The following is a 16,356-nucleotide window of genomic DNA, read 5'->3' as shown; positions in this document are numbered from 1 at the left end:
CTGGCGTTAGCGAATCTCGTCGGCGTCACCCGGCCGCACGCCAATTTCGTCGAGCACGAGCCTTGCACGCTCCGCCGCCGCACGCGCCTGTCCGTGCGCCCCCTGACCGGTCAAGCACTCAACAAGCCCCGCGTGCGCGGGCTCGTCATACACATCGATCGCGAGCAACCTGCGGTACAGCTGCGCGGCGCGTGCCCATTCACCGAGCGCGCGCAGCTCTCGCGCTAACAGGTGCGACAGGTCGCTCACGATCGCATCGATCTCATGCCGCATCGGTTCTGCCCACAGCGCATCACGCTCCCCGGCAAACGCTTCCTCCTCGGCGAGCTGGAGCGTCTGCCAGACCGCAGCGCACTGCGCGAGGCTGGCCGCGGTGCCCGTCGCCAACCGCGCCGTCGATTCTCGATGCTCTCGCGCCGCACGCTCCGTAAAGCGCGCACTGTCGCAATCCAAGCGGTCAAATCGAGCGCGCAGGAGCCCACTGCCCAGCTCGATGAACTGATCATGCGCGAACTTCCGCTCCGGATCGAGCGCGCGCCGCGCCGTAGAAAGCGCCACAGTGAATCTGTTGGACAGCACCGCCGCATCGATGCCTGGCCAGAGCATGTCCATAAGCTCTTCGCGTGGAATCAATGCTCCTCGCCGCGCGATGAGCACCTTGAGGAGCAGCTCTGCTTTGCGTGACCGCCACGTGACGGGTTCACCGTTTAACGCTTCCACGCGAAACCTGCCGAGTGCCCAGACACGGGGCGCTTGGCGCGGAACGTCACCTGCAACCTCGGTTGCTGCGACAGTGGCTCCGACGGGACCTGCCCGGAGTTTGCGCAGCAATTGGCGTGCTGTGTCATCGACGCTGCGCAATCCGATCCGGCCCGCCGTGATCGACGCCTCGCGCGCGAGCAAGCTCGCCTCCGAGACGCTCCCGCCACCGGCCGCCAGCAGGCTCGCAAGATCGAGCTGGGCCTCGGCAAGCCACGCCTGCGCGCCAAGCCGCGCGCTCGTGGCGACCGCCTCGCGCAGGTAGCTCTCGGCGGCGGCGTCATCACCCAACCTGCGCGCGAGACGCGCGAGGGGGCGCGCGACTGTGCCCCAACTGGTCACACCGTGCCCAATTACCGCGAGCCTGTTTGAGAACGGCGCGAGCGCCTCGTACAGGGCCTCGACCTGCTGCAGCGCGCCTGCCTCCGCGGCTACATCGGCCGTGATCGCTGCAGCCGCGAGCCAGTTGCGATCACGCGGCATCTCGGTGAGCGGATCGAGCTCATGCAGCATCTGGGTGGCGGGCGCGAGACTGCCCTGCCCGAACCACACCCACGCGAGGGCGGCCTGCCATACGGGCTCGCCTGGAAACCGCTGCCTCGCGTCGAGCAGCGGCTCAATGAGTTCGCTCGCGCTGCCCTGTAGCCACCGGATCACGGCCATCTGGCCGCGCAACACCGTATCTGCGTCGGGGTCTTGGGCGGCGAGCGCTTGTCGATAGCCGAGCCCGGCGAGCGACTGGGCGTCTTTGGCGCGGCCGTCGGCCGTAGCGCGCATCGTTCTGATCCAGGTGGCGTGGCGGCCCTCGATGAGTTCGTGGAAGGGGCCTGCGGAAGTCAGCTTGGGTGAGAGTTCGCGATCGATGCGGGCAAAGTCGCCGAGCTCTGCGAGAGCACCGAGCAGCAAGAACCATGCGGCCTCTGCGAGTCCACGCTCGCCCGTACTGGTGCATATGTCGAGCGCCTGCTGCGCGCGTTTGGCGCGCAGCGACGCGTGCTCTGGCCCCGAGTGGACCAATCCCGCGGCGACGAGCGCGGCGGCGCGCGCACGCGCGGGGCCGTGGCGTGCGGTGTGGGTGAGCAGCCCTGCGACGAGGGCGCGCGCACGCCGCGCGTCGACCTCGATGAGTGTTACGGCGAGGGCCGCCTGGAGCACCGTACGCTCGCCGGGGTCCGCGGTGGTGGCGAGCTTAGCTTCGAGCTCGATCGCCTGCGCGTGTGTGCCTCTGCCCGAGAAATTTATACTGAGCGTTTTCATGAGTTCCCACCCCCGTGTGGTGACTCGTTGCTGGAATCGTTCATCAGTCAGATCCACGCGCACGCGCACACGAATTTAACTGAAGTTTAATAGCTTCACCATACACTCGAGCCATGGCTAAGCAAGTCACAACTCTTGGGGGTTTCGGGGACCCGCGCACACGTGGGCAGGTGGCACAGGGGGCCGTTTTACGGGCCACCCACCGACGTGTGCGGCGGCTACTCTGGGCGCTGCCCGTCGCAGGCGCCCTTGCGTTGGGGTTGGCCGGGTGCGCACCTGAACCGGGCGCCACGGCCGAAAATCCACCTGCCGCGGCCGCTGATCCGGAGCGAGAAACGGCAGCCAAGCCCGTTCAAGAACCCGAAGTGACCGAGGAGACACCCAAGGAACAGGCGCCCGCGCCGCAGGATTGCGGCTGGGGCGCTGAGCGAGTCGCCGCCGACCTCTCGGCCGTGCCTTCCGGGCAGGAGGGCGACCTCGCCGACGTGTTACCCGGGTCGTGGCAGCACGTTGGCATCGATGAGGGCGCCGGATACGACACCGATCTGGGCGCAGATATTCGCTACGTATTCCCGTCGACCAGCGAGGTCATCTACTGCCAGGACGTGCCCGGAATCACCGACCAGGCCGAGAACCGCGTCGCGTTTGAACTCGCGGGCACCGAGATCGTGCTGCCCGCTCCCGCCACCGGTTACGCTGTGCAGTCCTGGAGCGATAGCGCTATGGTGTGGCTGAACCACCGGGACGGCTCGCTCTACCTGTTACAGCGCCGCTAATACATCTACTAGTTCTAGGGGGACCCCATGTCACGCCACACTCGTTTGCAGGGCCGTTCGGCTGCTCGCGCCGCCGCAGGAATCGTCAGTCTTGGGCTCATGCTGAGCGCCGCAGGGTGCGCAAACCCGGTCGATCAGCTGGTCAACAACGTCACCGAGGGGGCCCTGAAAGAAATGACCGGGGTCGAGGATATTTCGCTGCCGACCGATGGCAACGGCAAGGCGTCGCTGCCGAAGGGCTGGCCCGATATTCCGATGCCAGCGCAGGCGCCTATCACGTCGATGAAAACCGCCGAGGGCATGCAGGCCATGTTTCAGGGCAGCACGAGCGACTACGAGAACCTCTTGAAAGAGTTTGAGAGCGCCGGGTTCGAACAGGAGTCAGAAGCAAACTTCAGCGACCAGATGCGCAATTACACGTTTAAGCGAGACTCACTATCTGTGGTGCTTTCGCTACTCGCCGAAGACGCAGACTCTGAAGCGATCATTCAGTACCTCGTATACGAAGACACCGCCGCTGAGTAGGGCGTGCGCCCGGCCCTATAGCGCCCCAATGCTCCAGCTGGCGGTGTGGGTTGCCCCCGGCGCGAGCACGACGAGGCCAGCATCTTGCCCGCGGTTGAACGCGTCGGGCGCACAGGTCATAGGTTCTACCGCGAGCCCTGCGCGGTGCCCCGGGTGAGCCGGGTTGCTGAGGTCCGCGGTGTGTATCTGCAGCCACGGGCAGGCCGCGTCCCACGTCATCGCGACGCCCGAGCCCGCGGCGCGCAGCTCGACGCGTGCTAGACCCGCATCGTCACGGTGCAGGCCCGTGAACGCGTGATCAATTTCAGCATCGGCTATAAGCCTGGCCGCGCGAAAGTCAAACCGGTCGGAGTCGACCGTCACCGGTGCGAGCTCGGTCGGCGCAAGCCTGTCGGCGGTGACTTCGAGCACCGAGTCGGCAGGCAGTGTGAGCACCCAGTCGTCGACACGGCCCTCGCCCGCGACAAGGTAGGGGTGCGGGCAGACACCGTAGGGCGCCGCGTGCGCGCTCAAGTTTCTGGCGGTGACGCGCTGGGTGAGGCCACGGTCGCCGAGCTCATAGGTGGTCTCAACTTCAACGCGCCAGGGGTAGCCGGCTTGCGGCTCGACACGCGCGACCAAAGTGACGCTGTGGGGTGTGCGATTGCGCGGCGTGAAGGCTAACCACGGGGTGAAGCCGTGAAGCGCATGGTCTCGGCCAACCTCGGTGATCGCCAACTGGAAGTCTTGCTCGTCAAACCCGTAACGCCCGTCGACCACCCGATTGGGCCACGGGGCGACCGTCGCCCCGCGGTAGGCCGGGCGCAACTCGTCTGCCGCAAACGGTACGACGAGGTCGCGCCCCGCCACCCGGTACAGCCTGAGGCTGGCCCCGACGCTCGCGATGACAGCGCGCTGGTCGCCCAAGCTGAGTTCGAACTGCTCTCCGCTTACGGGGGTCGGCGTTTGTGCGTCGTCGCTGGGGTAGCTCACAGGGTGGTCCATTCTCGAAGTAGCTTGTGTGGAAAGTTGAGAGGGAGGGCTGCACGGGCAGCCCTCCCTCGGTGGTAACTAGGAAGCGCGACGGCGTGCGCGCACGCCCATCACCGCGATGCCCGCCACCGCGAGCAGCGCCCCGAGCGCGAGCACACCGGGCAGTGCCCCCGAGCCGGTTTCCGCGAGTCCCTGCTTAGCGGCATCGGCTGATCCGGCGCCGCCCGCCTGCGATTCAGTACCCGTAGCCTCAGTGCCGGTGCCGGGCTTAGTGCCTGGCTTCGTGCCGGGGGTCGTAGTGCCTTCGCCGCCTTCGTCTGCCCCGGCATTGCCGCCTTCGCCACCGTCTACACCCGCGCCGGGCGCATCTGTGAGCTCCACAGCGGCCGCTTCAGACGTCGCGACGAGCCCATCAGCGTAGCCGTCGTAGCTCGCCTGCACACTGGTGATGCCAGCGGGCACCTCTGCGATCGCCACACCGTCGACGAGCGGCACCGTCTGGCTCCACGGCTGCGCGTCAGCGTTAGCAAGCGCGGGTGCGCCCACGGCACGCAGCGTCACGGTACCAGCGACGCTGCCACCGTCAGCGGCAGTCACCGTCGTCGTCACGTTGCGGCCTGAGGCAACGCTGGAGGTTGTCGAAGCCACGGCCTCAACGCCCCGCCACTCGTGCATCGCTTCAAGTACCTGCTGCGAAACGCTCACAAAAGCGCCGTGCCGCGGGCTCTTCGGGAGGCCGTCCTTACGCGGGGTCCAGCCCGGCTGCTTCGATAGACGGTTCGATTGCGAGCTCGACGAGATCGCTTCGCCCGTTGTCACAAAGGCTTTGTACCCACCGTCGCTGTAGTTATCGACCAAGAAGGCGTAACCGTCACCAGACTCGTTGGCGGGATCGCCCTCGTTGAGCTTGATGATCTGCGGGCCCTCGCCCACGTTCTTGGTAATGTCGTTCGTCATGGCCGTGTCGACCAGCTGCCACGTCGTGTTGGGGTCGGCATTCCAGTCAGACTTCGAGGTGGTCGACGTGAGTACCTTCGACTTCTCGAGGAAAATGTCCTTACCGTTGACGAGTCCGTCGGCTCCCTGGCTGTCTTCGTTCTTCGTGAACCGGTAGTAGGTGTCACCGATCTTCTGCACGGTCGAGTCGATGCGCGCATACCCGGTGTCTTGCCACTGCTCAGGCTCGGTGAAGGTCACAAAGTCACGCGTAAGCACGGTGAACATGCGCGCGTGCAGGCGACCCGTCGTGTGCGCTTCGTCGTCGTACAGACGTGACGCGAAGAACACGACATATGACTGCAGCTCGTCATCCCAGTACGCCTCGGGCGCCCAGGTCATGCCCGCAAGCTGCTGGTTGACGACGATACCGCCGTTGTCATCACCGTTGGTACGGCTCCAGTTGACGAGGTCTGTCGACTCCCACACGTTTACCTTGAGGCTGCCGTCGCTCTGAGCCGCGCCCCAGCCACCGCCGCAGCCGATGCACAGGTCGGTCGCGATCATGTAGTACTTGTCACCGTCGTGCGATCGCAGAATATATGGGTCACGGTGCCCCGTGGTGTCGGCCGAGTTGTCGACGATCTGCTTGCCGCCGTTGACCTCGGTGAACGAGAAGAAGTCGTTGCCCTGCGTCGCCGCGGCGTAAATGCGCTCATCGCTGTCTGACTTGAAGTAGGCAGAGGCGTACCCCGCGTCTGGTGCGGTGCGGCTAAGTTCTGCCACGGTGATCTCGAAGCTACGCGCGTCTGTCTGGTCACCCTGCGTGGCCGTAGCCGTGAGCGTCACTGTTTGGTCGCCCGCACCATATGCGGGCCGTGTGACCTGGCCCGCGCCGGCGAACGGATCGGCAGACCCTACCGCTGGTGCTTCATAGCTGGCGTCGGTCGGTGTCACGATGTCGGGGTCAGATGAGGCCCACGTGATCGTTGAACCGTCTACTGCGCCAGTGGCCACGAGCGGCAGGTGCTCGGTTGTGCGCGACTGCAGCGCGATCGCGTCGAGGTCTGCTGTCACCCGCGGTGCCAGTACGACCACGTCGAGCGCGACGCTCACGCCAGAAGCGGTTGTCGCGGTGAGCGTTACTGCTGTGTCTACCGTCTTGGGACGCGTCACGTTGCCCGACACCGCCACTACGTCGGTGTTCGAAGAAGCCCAGGTCAGCGCGACCCCGTTCACAGTTGTAGGCAGTGACAGCTTGTGTGTGACCCGATCGAGTGCGGCGTTCTTGCCGAGAATGAGCGTGCCCAGATCGGCGCTAAGGAGAGCTTCGGTGCTCGCCGCTTTCTCAGCTGCCGTCGGCTGAGCCGCCGCCAACTGTTCGGGCGTGAGCGCCACGTCCCACAGCTTCATGTCTGTGACATCGGCGTTCAACAGCGGGTCGCCCTCGTACAGTGAGCGCCCCAGGTAGCCGAGTACGTCCCCGCCCGGCACAATCGATGAGAGTGCAGCCCGGTGCTGTACCGTCGAAATCTGCTGCCCGTCGCGGTAGAGCGTGAGCGCTTCGCCCGAGCCCACCAGTGTGAGCGTGCTAAACCCCGGGTTCAGTCCACCGCCAGCAGGCAAGCGCGTTTCACCGTTGCTGTCGCCACTCTTCACGCGGATCGCCGCGAGCGCCTGCCCGCCATAGCCACCCTGTGCGCTCACCGGGCTCACAAAAATATGGTTGCCCAGCTTCGTCGAGTTCCACGGGCCTACGCCGTCACCGAGCACCCACCCGAAGTGGTTTGCCGCTGTCGTGCTGGCGACCGTAAATTCAACGGTGAATTCGTTGTCGTCTCCGGTGATCGCCCCCGACGGAAGCGTGGCATAACCCGTACCGCGCATGCGCAGTACGTCGTCGACCCCCGCACGCACAAAGTCTTGGTCGTTTAAGCCTGTCAGGGCGGCATTGCGGCCGTTACCCGAGACGTCGAGCAGCGTCGCCCCGTCGTGCGACATGTCGTAGTGCGCGCCGGGCGCAGGCACCGTCTCGTCTGCTGCAAATGCGGCGGGTGCTCCCGTGACGGCGAGCACGCCGGGCAGCGGCATCGCGAGGGCGCACGTGAGAGTGAGGCCGAGCACGCGACTGCGTACGCGGCGTTGAGAGTCACTCACCCCAGCGGGTGGTGTCGAAGTAGCTGAAACAGGCAATCTCATCGTTGAGGGCTCCAAAGTGTCAGTGCGTATACAGAAACATGGGTAGAAGGCACCGGCGAGTAGGTACACAAAAGCAGCGCGACCGCCCCGGTGTAGACGGTCACGCACGGAGGTGGCCCGCACCGCGGGCCACCTAGCAGGGGCTACAGCCCCTGAGCAAGCCTGTGGTAGGCCTGGTTCCAGCGCAGCTCACGTTCGAAGCCTGGACTCGTCGTCGACTCGTCGATCACGAGCAGTTCGACCTTGGCCATGCGCGCAAACTCCATCACCACGTCGATCCCCACGGCCGTGAACATGGCCGTGTGGTGGGCTCCCCCGGCGGCGAGCCAGCACTCCGACGAGGTGTGGAAGTTGGGCGCGGGCTGCCATACGGCGCGGCCCACGGGCAGTTTGGGCAGATCCGGCGCATCGACGTTCTCGACCACGTTCGCGACGAGCCTAAACCGGTCGCGCACATCGGCGAGCGACACCACCACAGCCGGGCCAGCGTCGGCCGTAAACACGAGCCGCACCGGGTCGTCCTTGCCGCCGATACCGAGCTCGTGCACCTCGAGAGAAGGCCTCGCCGAGGTGAGGCTCGGCGACACCTCGAGCATGTGCGCGCCGAGAATCAGCTCGCGTCCGGGCGTCAGATCGTAGGTGTAGTCCTCCATCAGGCTCACGCCGCCGGGCAGACCAGCGCTCATGACGTTGCCCACGCGGGTGAGCAGCGCCGTCTTCCAGTCGCCCTCGGCACCAAACCCGTAGCCCTCGGCCTGCAGCCGCTGTACGGCGAGGCCGGGCAGCTGCTTGAGCGCCCCCAGATCTTCAAAGTTCGTGGTAAACGCGCCGAAGCCGCCCTCTTCGAGGAACGACCGCAGCCCCACCTCAATGGCGGCTCCGTCGCGCAGCGCAGCGTGCCGGGCGCCACCCGGCAGCAGCTCGGGCGCGACATCGTAGAGGTCGACATACTCGGCGACGAGCGCATCGATCTCGGCCTCGCTCGCGGCAGCGACGGCGTCTGCGAGGTCATTGACCCCCCAGGTGTTCACCTGCACGCCGAAGACGTGCTCGGCCTCGGTCTTGTCGCCCTCGGTGACGGCCACGTTGCGCATGTTGTCGCCGAAGCGGGCGAGTTTGAGTGAGCGCGCAGCCGCGAGACCGGCGGCCGCTCGCTGCCAGGTTTCAATGCGCGAGCGTACGCGGGGGTCGCTGACGTGGCCAGCAACGGTGGTGCGGGGCACGCCCAGTCGCGTTTGAATGTACCCAAACTCGCGGTCGCCGTGGGCGGCCTGGTTGAGGTTCATGAAGTCGAAGTCAATGTCGTTCCACGGCAGTTCGACATTGGCCTGCGTGTGCAGGTGCAGCAGCGGCTTCTGCAGGGCGTCGAGGCCACTGATCCACATCTTGGCGGGGCTGAACGTGTGCATCCACGCGACGAGACCAATGACCCGATCATCGCTGTTGGCCTCGAGCATGATGCGTTTGATGGCGTCACGGTCGGTGAGCACCGGCTTCCAGACGAGCTTCACCGGAAGGTCTGCAAGGCCCGCCGCGACCGCCTGCGACTGCTCGGCCACCTGCCGCAGCGTCTCTTCGCCGTACAGCAGCTGGCTGCCGGTGACGAACCAAATTTCGTACCCGTCAAGCGAGTTATCGAGGGGCGAGCGGGTCATGAGAGATCCTTCCGAGTAATGGACGGGGCCGCGGCTAGGGCCCCTGACTGTGTAGCGGCGAGCTCGCGCGCGGCGACCGCTGCGCGCGGAGCTGCGAGGCCCGCAAGATAGTGGTCGAGGTAACGCCTGTACCCGGCGACGCCCGAGGCGATGGGGGCGAGCGTCGTCTGCGCGACGCCCGCAAACACCTGCGCCTCCAGATACTCTGCGAGCGTCTGCCCGGCAGAGCTGGTGCGGTAGGCGGCGAGCACGGCCATGCCCCACGCGCCGCCCTCGGCTGCGGTTTCTGCAATGGTGACGGGGGTGTCGAGAGCGTCGGCGAGCATCTGCTGCACGACGCCCGCGGTGCGAAAGACGCCGCCGTGCCCCACGAAGCTGTCGATCACGACGCGCTCGTGTTCGAGCGCGCGCATGCCGAGGCTGAGTGTGCCAAAGATGCCGTACACCTGCGCCCGCATGAGCGTCGCGAGGTTAAACTCGGCCCCCGGCGCCCGCGTCACAAGCGGCGCACCGTCGCGAAGGCCCGCAATCGGTTCGCCTGAGAGCTGGTTGTACGCGAGCACGCCTCCCGCGTCTGCCGGGGCCGTCTCTGCTGCCGCAAGCAGCGCGGCAAAGGCTCGATCCCTGCCCGGATCGGCCCCTATCGCAGCCGCGAACTCGCCAAATACGCCCGCCCACGCGGCGAGCTCGCTCGCCCCGTTGTTGCAGTGCACCATGGCGACGGCGTCGCCCACAGGCGTTGTCACGAGGTCGACGTCGGGGTGTATTTCGGTGAGGCCGCGCTCAAGCACGACCATCGCGAACACGCTCGTGCCCACGCTAATGTTGCCCGTGCGCGGGGCGACCGCGTTCGTCGCAACCATGCCTGTTCCCGCGTCGCCCTCTGGGGGCGCTGCGATGGCACCGGCCGCGAGCGTGCCCGCCGGATCGAGGCGGCGCGCGCCCGCCTCGGTCAGGGTGCCGGCCGCGGCGCCTGCGGGGAGCACACGCGGCAGCAGGTCACGAATCGCTGCGTGGACTGGGTAGCCCTGCTCGCTCGCAAACTGCGCGAATGCTGTGCAGCGGGTCTCGTCGTAGTCACACGTGGTCGAGTCGATCGGAAACATGCCGGCGGCGTCACCCACCCCGAGCACGCGCTCCCCCGTCAGCTGCCAGTGCACATAGCCCGCGAGCGTCGTGAGGAAGGTAACATCGGCGGTGTGCGGCTCACGGTCGACCATCGCCTGCGCGAGGTGCGCGACCGACCACCGCAGCGGAATGTTCTGCCCAAATCGCGCGGTGAGCTCTGCCGCCGCGGGTCCCGTGTTGGTGTTGCGCCAGGTACGAAACGGTACGAGCAACCGGTCTGACGCGTCGAACGCGAGGTACCCGTGCATCATGGCCGAGACACCGAGGGAGCCCACGCGCTCGAGCGCGACCCCGTGGGTTTCGGCGACCCGGACCGTCAGCCTGGCGTAGGCGTCGGCGATACCGGCCCACACATTCTCGAGGTCGTAGGTCCAGAGCCCGTCGCACAGTTCGTTCTGCCACTCGTGCTCACCTGTCGCGAGGACTTCGTGGGACTCTTCGTCGATGAGGCACGCTTTGATGCGGGTCGACCCGAGTTCAATGCCGAGCGCGGTGTGACCCGCTCGAATGCGTGCGCCACGCGTCGCGTGCGCTGCTACTGTTGCGCCCGTCATCGACGCTCGTCGCTCGTCTGCCCGTACACATTTTGGTAGCGGGCGTAGAGTCGGTCGATGTTTTCTTGTGCGATGGGAATCAGCTCACCTGCGCTGCGCGCATGGTGCACGGTGCGGGCGACGTCTTCGACCATCACCGCGGCCTTCACCGCGTCTTTCGCAGACACACCAATGGTGAACGGGCCGTGATTTTGCATCAGCACCGCGCGTGAGCGATGCCCCGTGAGCGTTTCAACAATGCCCTGCCCGATCGAATCATCACCGATGATCGCAAACGGACCGATGGGAATGGGCCCACCAAACTCGTCGGCCATGGCGGTGATGACACACGGGATCTCTTCGCCGCGGGCGGCCCAAGCCACCGCAAACGTAGAGTGGGTGTGCACGACGCCGCCCACTTCTGGCATGTGTCGGTACACATACGCGTGAGCCGCAGTGTCGCTCGACGGGCTGCGCTCAGACCCCAGGCTGCCGGGCACCGCCGCGCCGTCGAGGGTGCACAGGATCATGTTCTCGGGGGCGAGCTCGTCGTATGAGACGCCTGAGGGTTTGATCACAAACAGGTCCGCCCCGGGCACGCGGGCCGACACATTGCCGCCCGTCCACACCACGAGCTCGTTACGCACAAGCTCGCCGTGCAGCTGCGACACCTCTTCGCGCGCCTTGGCGATCTCGCGCTCTACTTCAGCTGAATACGCTGGAACAGTCATGTTCGTTACTCCTTCGAACGGGTGACGAGGCGCTGCAGCAGCACGAAGGCCAACAGGATTCCGCCGGTGATGATGGTGGTCATTTCGGGCCGTATTCCGCCGTCACGGGTGATGAGCACCGTCATCAGCCCGAGCACGAGCGCGCCCACGACAGAGCCGAGCACATAGCCGAAGCCACCCGTGAGCAGCGTGCCGCCGATCACGGCCGCCGCGATCGCGTCGAGCTCCCAGCCGATACCGGTGATGTTCTGGGCCGTGCCGAGGCGTGCGGTGTAGATCAAGGCTGCAACGCCCGCAAGGGTGCCGCTGATGACGTACACGAGCATCGTGGTGCGCTCGACGGGCAGGCCCATGAGCTTGGCCGACGGGGCAGAGCCACCGATTGCGTAGACCGTGCGGCCCGTGCGGGTGCGGTGCAGTACAAAGAATGCGCCCGCCACGATGAGGGCTGCGAGTACGACGCCCGGGGTGACGATCAGGTCGTTCACCTTGGGCCCGTCAATCACCTTCCACTGCGTGCTCAACCAGGTGAGCGCGGTGGCAGACTCGGGTACCCGCTCGGGCTCAGTGCTCAGAAGCGACGCAAGACCGCGGCCCAAAAACATCATCGCAAGCGTCGCGATGAACGGTTGCACGTTGAAGTATCGAATCAAGATGCCAGAGACGAGCCCCATGAGGCTGCCGATGCCGATCATCACAACGATGACGATGGTGGGGTGCCAGCCCGCCTTAGCCAACATCACGCCCGCGACGCTCGAGAGTGCGACAATGGCACCCACCGACAGGTCAATGCCGCCCGTCAAGATCACAAATGTGAGCGCAACGGCAAGCACGATCAAGTGGGCGTTATTGATGAGAAGGTTTGACAGCGTGCTCATCTGAAAGATGCGGCCGTACGCGATCTCGCCGAACACGAGCAGCGCGAGACACAGCACAATCGCGGCGAGGGTGGGAAACACGGCCAGGTTGGTGGTGGCGGTGTTCTTGAGCGACTGCCATGCAGTGGCGAGTTTGGTGGTCTCAGCCGACGAGGTCGGAGCCTGTGTGAGCGTCATACCGTCATCTCCTTTTGCTTCTCATCGAGCTTGATGAGCGCCGTCTGTGGCAGCCCGGCAGTGGGTAGTGGCCCGCCGGGCTTCTCGCTGCGCGATCTCACGAACCAGGCACGCACCCGCTCTGACTGCAGCAGGCACAGCACCAGAATGACCACGGCTTTGAAGGCGGGGGTGGCTGAAGACGAGACGCCGAGAAAGAGAATGGTCTTGTTGAGGGTCGCGATGAGCAGCGCACCGACCGCGGCGCCGCTGATCGAGAACTTGCCGCCGGTGAGCGCGGTGCCACCGATCACCACTGCCAAGATGGCGTCCATTTCGAGCTGGTACCCGGTGCGCGATACGTCAACGGTCATCACGGTGGCCACAGAGAACACACCGGCGATGCCCGCGAGGATGCCGCTCGCAATGTACACCGTCATCAGGATCCCAAACGGGCGTACGCCGGCCATGCGGCTCGCCTTCGGGTTGATACCGATCGACTCGACCATCAGGCCGAGTGCGCTGCGGCGCACAATGACGCCCACGGCGACGACAATCGCAACCGCGAGCAGAAAGACCACGGGAATGCCCAGCACGAAACCGTTGGCGATCCACCGAAAAGTGTCATTCGTGGCGGTCGTGTTTTGACCACCCGTGATCACCTTGGCGAGGCCGCGCCCCGCGAGCATCAAGATCAGGGTGCTAATGAACGGCTGCAGCCCTACGACAGCCACGAGCACTCCGTTGATCGCGCCCATCAGCGCGCTCACCAGCAGCGTGAGTCCGAGCGCAGCGAATGCTGCACCGGGGGTGGGGCCTGCCGAGCGCAAGAACTCCATTGAAACCGCGCCGGCAACCGCCATCACTGAACCAACCGAGAGGTCGATGCCGCCCGTGGCGATGACCATGGACATGCCCAGCGCGATCATCAAGATTGGGGCGGATGCACGCAGAATATCGATGAGGTTCCCCACGAAGTGGCCGTTCTCGGGGTTTACCGAGATGGCCAAATAGCCGGGGTCCTTCACCAGGTTGAGCATGAGGAGCAGCACGATCGCGGCTGCACCCCAAAACAGGGGCGACCGCACGATCCGCTTGAGTGTGCTGTCGTGTGAGGCGCTGGCGTTCATCGTGTTTCCTCTCTCGTAGTGGGTTCGGGGTGGGCGGCGGGATCGTCAGAATCAGCGGCGATCACATCGACGATGTGCTGCGCTGTGACGCCCGGGCCGTTCATAATCTCGCCGACCTTCTGCCGGTCCTTCAGCACGACGATGCGCTCGCTCAGGCGCACGACCTCTGTGAGCTCAGAAGAAATGAACACGACAGACACGCCGCTTTCTGCGAGCTCGGCGACGGCCTCCTGGATCTCGGCCTTCGCACCCACGTCGATGCCGCGCGTGGGCTCGTCGAGTATGAGCAGCTCGGGGTTCGTGGCGAGCCAGCGGCCCAGCAGTACCTTCTGCTGGTTACCGCCCGACAGGTTCTTGATCATGCGCTCGGGATCTGCGGGGCGCACGCCCAGAGCATCGATGTACTTCGTCACCAGCTCGTCTTGTTCTTTGCGCCGGATCGGCCGTGCCCAACCGCGCTGTGCCTGCAACCCGAGAATGAGGTTCTCGCGCACCGTGAGGTCGCCGACGATGCCCTCGTCGCGTCGATTCTCGGTCGAGTATGCGATGCGCTCTGACAGTCCCGTCGCGGGGGTACGCAGCTCGATGCGCTTGCCGCGCTTCTTCAACTTGCCCGTGTCGGGTCGGTCGGCACCGTAGAGCAGGCGTGCGAGTTCGGTGCGACCCGAACCGAGCAGCCCCGCCACACCCACGACTTCGCCGGGGTAAATACTAAAATCTGTGGGTTCGAGTGAGCCGCGGCGACCGATCCGGCTCGCCTCGACGAGCGGAGTCTCTTCGCTGTGATCGCGGCTTTCGACGCGCCTGTTGCCGCCGAGCTCAGCGAGCGCGTTGAGGTCCTTGCCGATCATTTCGGCGATCAGCGCGTGCCGGTCAAGCTCTGAGGTGCGGTACTCACCGACGAAGCTGCCGTTGCGCAGAATGGTCATGCGGTCGCTGATCTCATAGATCTGATCGAGAAAGTGCGACACGAACAGGATCGCGACGCCCGAGTCGCGCAGCTGGCGCATGACGCCAAAAAGCTGCTCAACCTCTGCTGCGTCGAGGCTCGAGGTCGGCTCGTCCAGAATGAGCACGCGCGCGTCAATGACCATGGCGCGGCAGATTGCGATGAGCTGCTGCAGCGCGATCGAGATGGTGGAGAGCTGTTTGCGCGTATCGAGGTGCCCGAGCCCAAAACGCTCGAGTTTGACACGGGCGGCGGCATGGGTCGCTTTCCAGTTGATTCCGAACGGACCGCGTATCTCGTGCCCGAGCATGACGTTCTCGCCGATGCTGAGGTTCGTGACGAGGTTGACCTCTTGGTAGACCGTGGCGATGCCGGCGGCCTGCGCGTCGGCGGTGCCGAGAAAGCGCTCGTCCCGGCCATCAACGGTGATGGTGCCCGAGGTGATCTTGTAGACGCCCGTGAGCGCCTTGATCATGGTTGATTTTCCGGCGCCGTTCTCGCCCATGAGAGCGTGAACCTCGCCCGGGAAGAGCCGGAGGCCGGCTCCATCGAGGGCTTTGACCCCGGGAAACTCGACCGTGATGCCGCGCATGTGCACGGTTGGTGTTTCGAGTTCGGGCATGACGAATGCACCCCTTCAGCGTGTGCGATGTAAGAGTTTGAGAAGAAGCGGGGAGCTGGGCGCCAGGCGCCCAGCTCGCACTCGCTAGTACTGGCGCTCGGGAAGAGCGGTCTTGGCTGCCTCGGGCGAATCGAACGCCATGCTCGGCACCATGATGTACGACTCAACGGTGTCGCCGTTGAGGGTCTTGCGCACCGCGTCGATTGCGGTCTCACCAAACAGCGGGTTGTACTCGTGCACGAAGCTCAGCTTGCCGTCTGCGAGCGCCTCGAGCGCGGGCTTCGTGCCGTCGATCGTCGCAATCTTGACGTCCTCGCCGGGCGTCAAGCCCGCCTCTTCTACTGCCTGAACCGCGCCGAGACCCATCTCGTCGTTCTGCGCGAAGATGAGCTGAATGTCGTTACCGTTCGACTTCAGGAGTGTCTCGGTGACGCTCTTGCCCTCGCTCGTCGACCAGTTGGCGGTCTGTGCCGCGACCTTCTCGAGCTTCGAGCCCTCAACGGCTGCGTCCCAGCCCTTGTTGCGCTCGTTGACGACGCCCACGCCCGCGGGGCCCTCAAGCACGATGTACTTGCCGCCGTCTGCGAACTGATCTACCGCCCAGTCACCCACACCCTCAGCAACGGTGGCGTTGTCGGGCGCGATGCGCGTGACGTACAGCTCGGGGTTGTCGGGCTCGATGCCGCGGTCGAGCAGCAGCACGGGAATCTCTGCCTCCTGCGCGCGGGCGAGCGGGTCTTCCCAACCGGTCGCCTCGGTTGCCGACAGCAGAATCACGTCGACACCCTCGTCCACGAACGACGTGAACGCGTCGATCTGTGACTTCTGGTCGAGGTTGGTGGCGGGGGCGTACTTCAGGTTGAAGCCCTCCTCCTCGGTGAACGTGTCGCGCACGTTCTGCTCGTTGGCTTCACGCCAGCCACCCTCGGGGCCAACTGCCACGAAGCCGACGGTCACGGCGTCGCCGCTTGCAGCGTTCGCGTCGCTTCCACCCTCAGAGCCACCGCTCGAGCAGCTCGCCAGACCGAGCACGAGTGCCCCGGCCGCAAACATTCCTGCCATGCCGAGCATGCGCTTCTTCATTGCCATGTGTTTCTCCTCCTTGAGATCCCTTTTTGGTATCCCGGCGACTTCGCCGACACGAGCGCAG

At 65.4% G+C, this 16,356-nt stretch carries 12 protein-coding genes; 2 read left to right on the top strand and 10 right to left on the bottom strand.

The window, feature by feature from the left end; translation table 11 throughout:
• Window positions 1-6: 6 nt before the first annotated feature.
• Window positions 7-2,016, bottom strand: coding sequence for an AfsR/SARP family transcriptional regulator (locus tag ACXR2T_RS00405; RefSeq protein WP_458838101.1), 2,010 nt, complete (start codon window positions 2,014-2,016; stop codon window positions 7-9).
• Window positions 2,017-2,129: 113 nt separating this feature from the next.
• Here ACXR2T_RS00405 and ACXR2T_RS00400 point away from each other — a divergent pair, with 113 nt between their 5' ends.
• On the top strand, window positions 2,130-2,792 hold the full coding sequence (locus ACXR2T_RS00400) for a hypothetical protein (protein WP_458838102.1): 663 nt from the start codon (window positions 2,130-2,132) through the stop codon (window positions 2,790-2,792).
• Window positions 2,793-2,819: 27 nt separating this feature from the next.
• Window positions 2,820-3,317 (top strand): hypothetical protein, encoded by a 498-nt coding sequence (locus tag ACXR2T_RS00395; RefSeq protein ID WP_458838103.1) that lies wholly within the window; start codon window positions 2,820-2,822, stop codon window positions 3,315-3,317.
• Between the two features lie 15 nt (window positions 3,318-3,332).
• Here ACXR2T_RS00395 and ACXR2T_RS00390 read toward each other — a convergent pair whose 3' ends face one another.
• From ACXR2T_RS00390 to ACXR2T_RS00350, 9 genes are all read right to left on the bottom strand, one after another.
• Window positions 3,333-4,289 (bottom strand): aldose 1-epimerase family protein, encoded by a 957-nt coding sequence (locus tag ACXR2T_RS00390; RefSeq protein ID WP_458838104.1) that lies wholly within the window; start codon window positions 4,287-4,289, stop codon window positions 3,333-3,335.
• Between the two features lie 78 nt (window positions 4,290-4,367).
• On the bottom strand, window positions 4,368-7,349 hold the full coding sequence (locus ACXR2T_RS00385) for an immunoglobulin-like domain-containing protein (protein WP_458838105.1): 2,982 nt from the start codon (window positions 7,347-7,349) through the stop codon (window positions 4,368-4,370).
• A gap of 218 nt (window positions 7,350-7,567) precedes the next feature.
• Window positions 7,568-9,079: an L-arabinose isomerase gene (gene araA / locus ACXR2T_RS00380; protein WP_458838106.1), complete on the bottom strand. Its 1,512-nt coding sequence runs from the start codon at window positions 9,077-9,079 to the stop codon at window positions 7,568-7,570.
• Window positions 9,076-10,761 carry a xylulokinase gene (locus ACXR2T_RS00375; RefSeq protein WP_458838107.1) on the bottom strand — a complete coding sequence of 562 codons (1,686 nt, stop codon included), beginning with the start codon at window positions 10,759-10,761 and terminating at the stop codon, window positions 9,076-9,078. The genes araA and ACXR2T_RS00375 overlap by 4 nt, the downstream gene beginning before the upstream one ends.
• Entirely contained in the window at window positions 10,758-11,471 is a 714-nt protein-coding gene (locus tag ACXR2T_RS00370) for an L-ribulose-5-phosphate 4-epimerase (RefSeq protein WP_458811514.1), read from the bottom strand. Before ACXR2T_RS00370 ends, ACXR2T_RS00375 begins: the two co-directional genes overlap by 4 nt.
• A gap of 5 nt (window positions 11,472-11,476) precedes the next feature.
• Window positions 11,477-12,526, bottom strand: a complete 1,050-nt coding sequence (locus ACXR2T_RS00365) for an ABC transporter permease (protein ID WP_458811516.1) — start codon at window positions 12,524-12,526, stop codon at window positions 11,477-11,479.
• Entirely contained in the window at window positions 12,523-13,635 is a 1,113-nt protein-coding gene (locus ACXR2T_RS00360) for an ABC transporter permease (RefSeq protein ID WP_458811518.1), read from the bottom strand. Before ACXR2T_RS00360 ends, ACXR2T_RS00365 begins: the two co-directional genes overlap by 4 nt.
• The gene (locus ACXR2T_RS00355; protein WP_458838108.1) at window positions 13,632-15,206 is read right to left on the bottom strand and encodes a sugar ABC transporter ATP-binding protein; all 1,575 of its coding nucleotides are present in this window, start codon (window positions 15,204-15,206) and stop codon (window positions 13,632-13,634) included. The genes ACXR2T_RS00360 and ACXR2T_RS00355 overlap by 4 nt, the downstream gene beginning before the upstream one ends.
• Before the next feature lie 84 nt (window positions 15,207-15,290).
• Entirely contained in the window at window positions 15,291-16,295 is a 1,005-nt protein-coding gene (locus ACXR2T_RS00350) for an ABC transporter substrate-binding protein (RefSeq protein ID WP_458811522.1), read from the bottom strand.
• Window positions 16,296-16,356: the final 61 nt, after the last annotated feature.

Source organism: Leucobacter faecis, assembly GCF_054456635.2.
This window is presented reverse-complemented; position numbering and strand designations above follow the sequence as displayed.

Bases quoted from the DNA above. Each gene is read 5' to 3' on its own strand.
- ACXR2T_RS00405 (WP_458838101.1), bottom strand. From the start codon at position 2,016: ATGAAAACGCTCAGTATAAATTTCTCGGGCAGAGGCACACACGCGCAG.
- ACXR2T_RS00400 (WP_458838102.1), top strand. From the start codon at position 2,130: ATGGCTAAGCAAGTCACAACTCTTGGGGGTTTCGGGGACCCGCGCACA.
- ACXR2T_RS00395 (WP_458838103.1), top strand. From the start codon at position 2,820: ATGTCACGCCACACTCGTTTGCAGGGCCGTTCGGCTGCTCGCGCCGCC.
- araA (WP_458838106.1), bottom strand. From the start codon at position 9,079: ATGACCCGCTCGCCCCTCGATAACTCGCTTGACGGGTACGAAATTTGG.
- ACXR2T_RS00375 (WP_458838107.1), bottom strand. From the start codon at position 10,761: ATGACGGGCGCAACAGTAGCAGCGCACGCGACGCGTGGCGCACGCATT.
- ACXR2T_RS00370 (WP_458811514.1), bottom strand. From the start codon at position 11,471: ATGACTGTTCCAGCGTATTCAGCTGAAGTAGAGCGCGAGATCGCCAAG.
- ACXR2T_RS00365 (WP_458811516.1), bottom strand. From the start codon at position 12,526: ATGACGCTCACACAGGCTCCGACCTCGTCGGCTGAGACCACCAAACTC.
- ACXR2T_RS00360 (WP_458811518.1), bottom strand. From the start codon at position 13,635: ATGAACGCCAGCGCCTCACACGACAGCACACTCAAGCGGATCGTGCGG.
- ACXR2T_RS00355 (WP_458838108.1), bottom strand. From the start codon at position 15,206: ATGCCCGAACTCGAAACACCAACCGTGCACATGCGCGGCATCACGGTC.
- ACXR2T_RS00350 (WP_458811522.1), bottom strand. From the start codon at position 16,295: ATGGCAATGAAGAAGCGCATGCTCGGCATGGCAGGAATGTTTGCGGCC.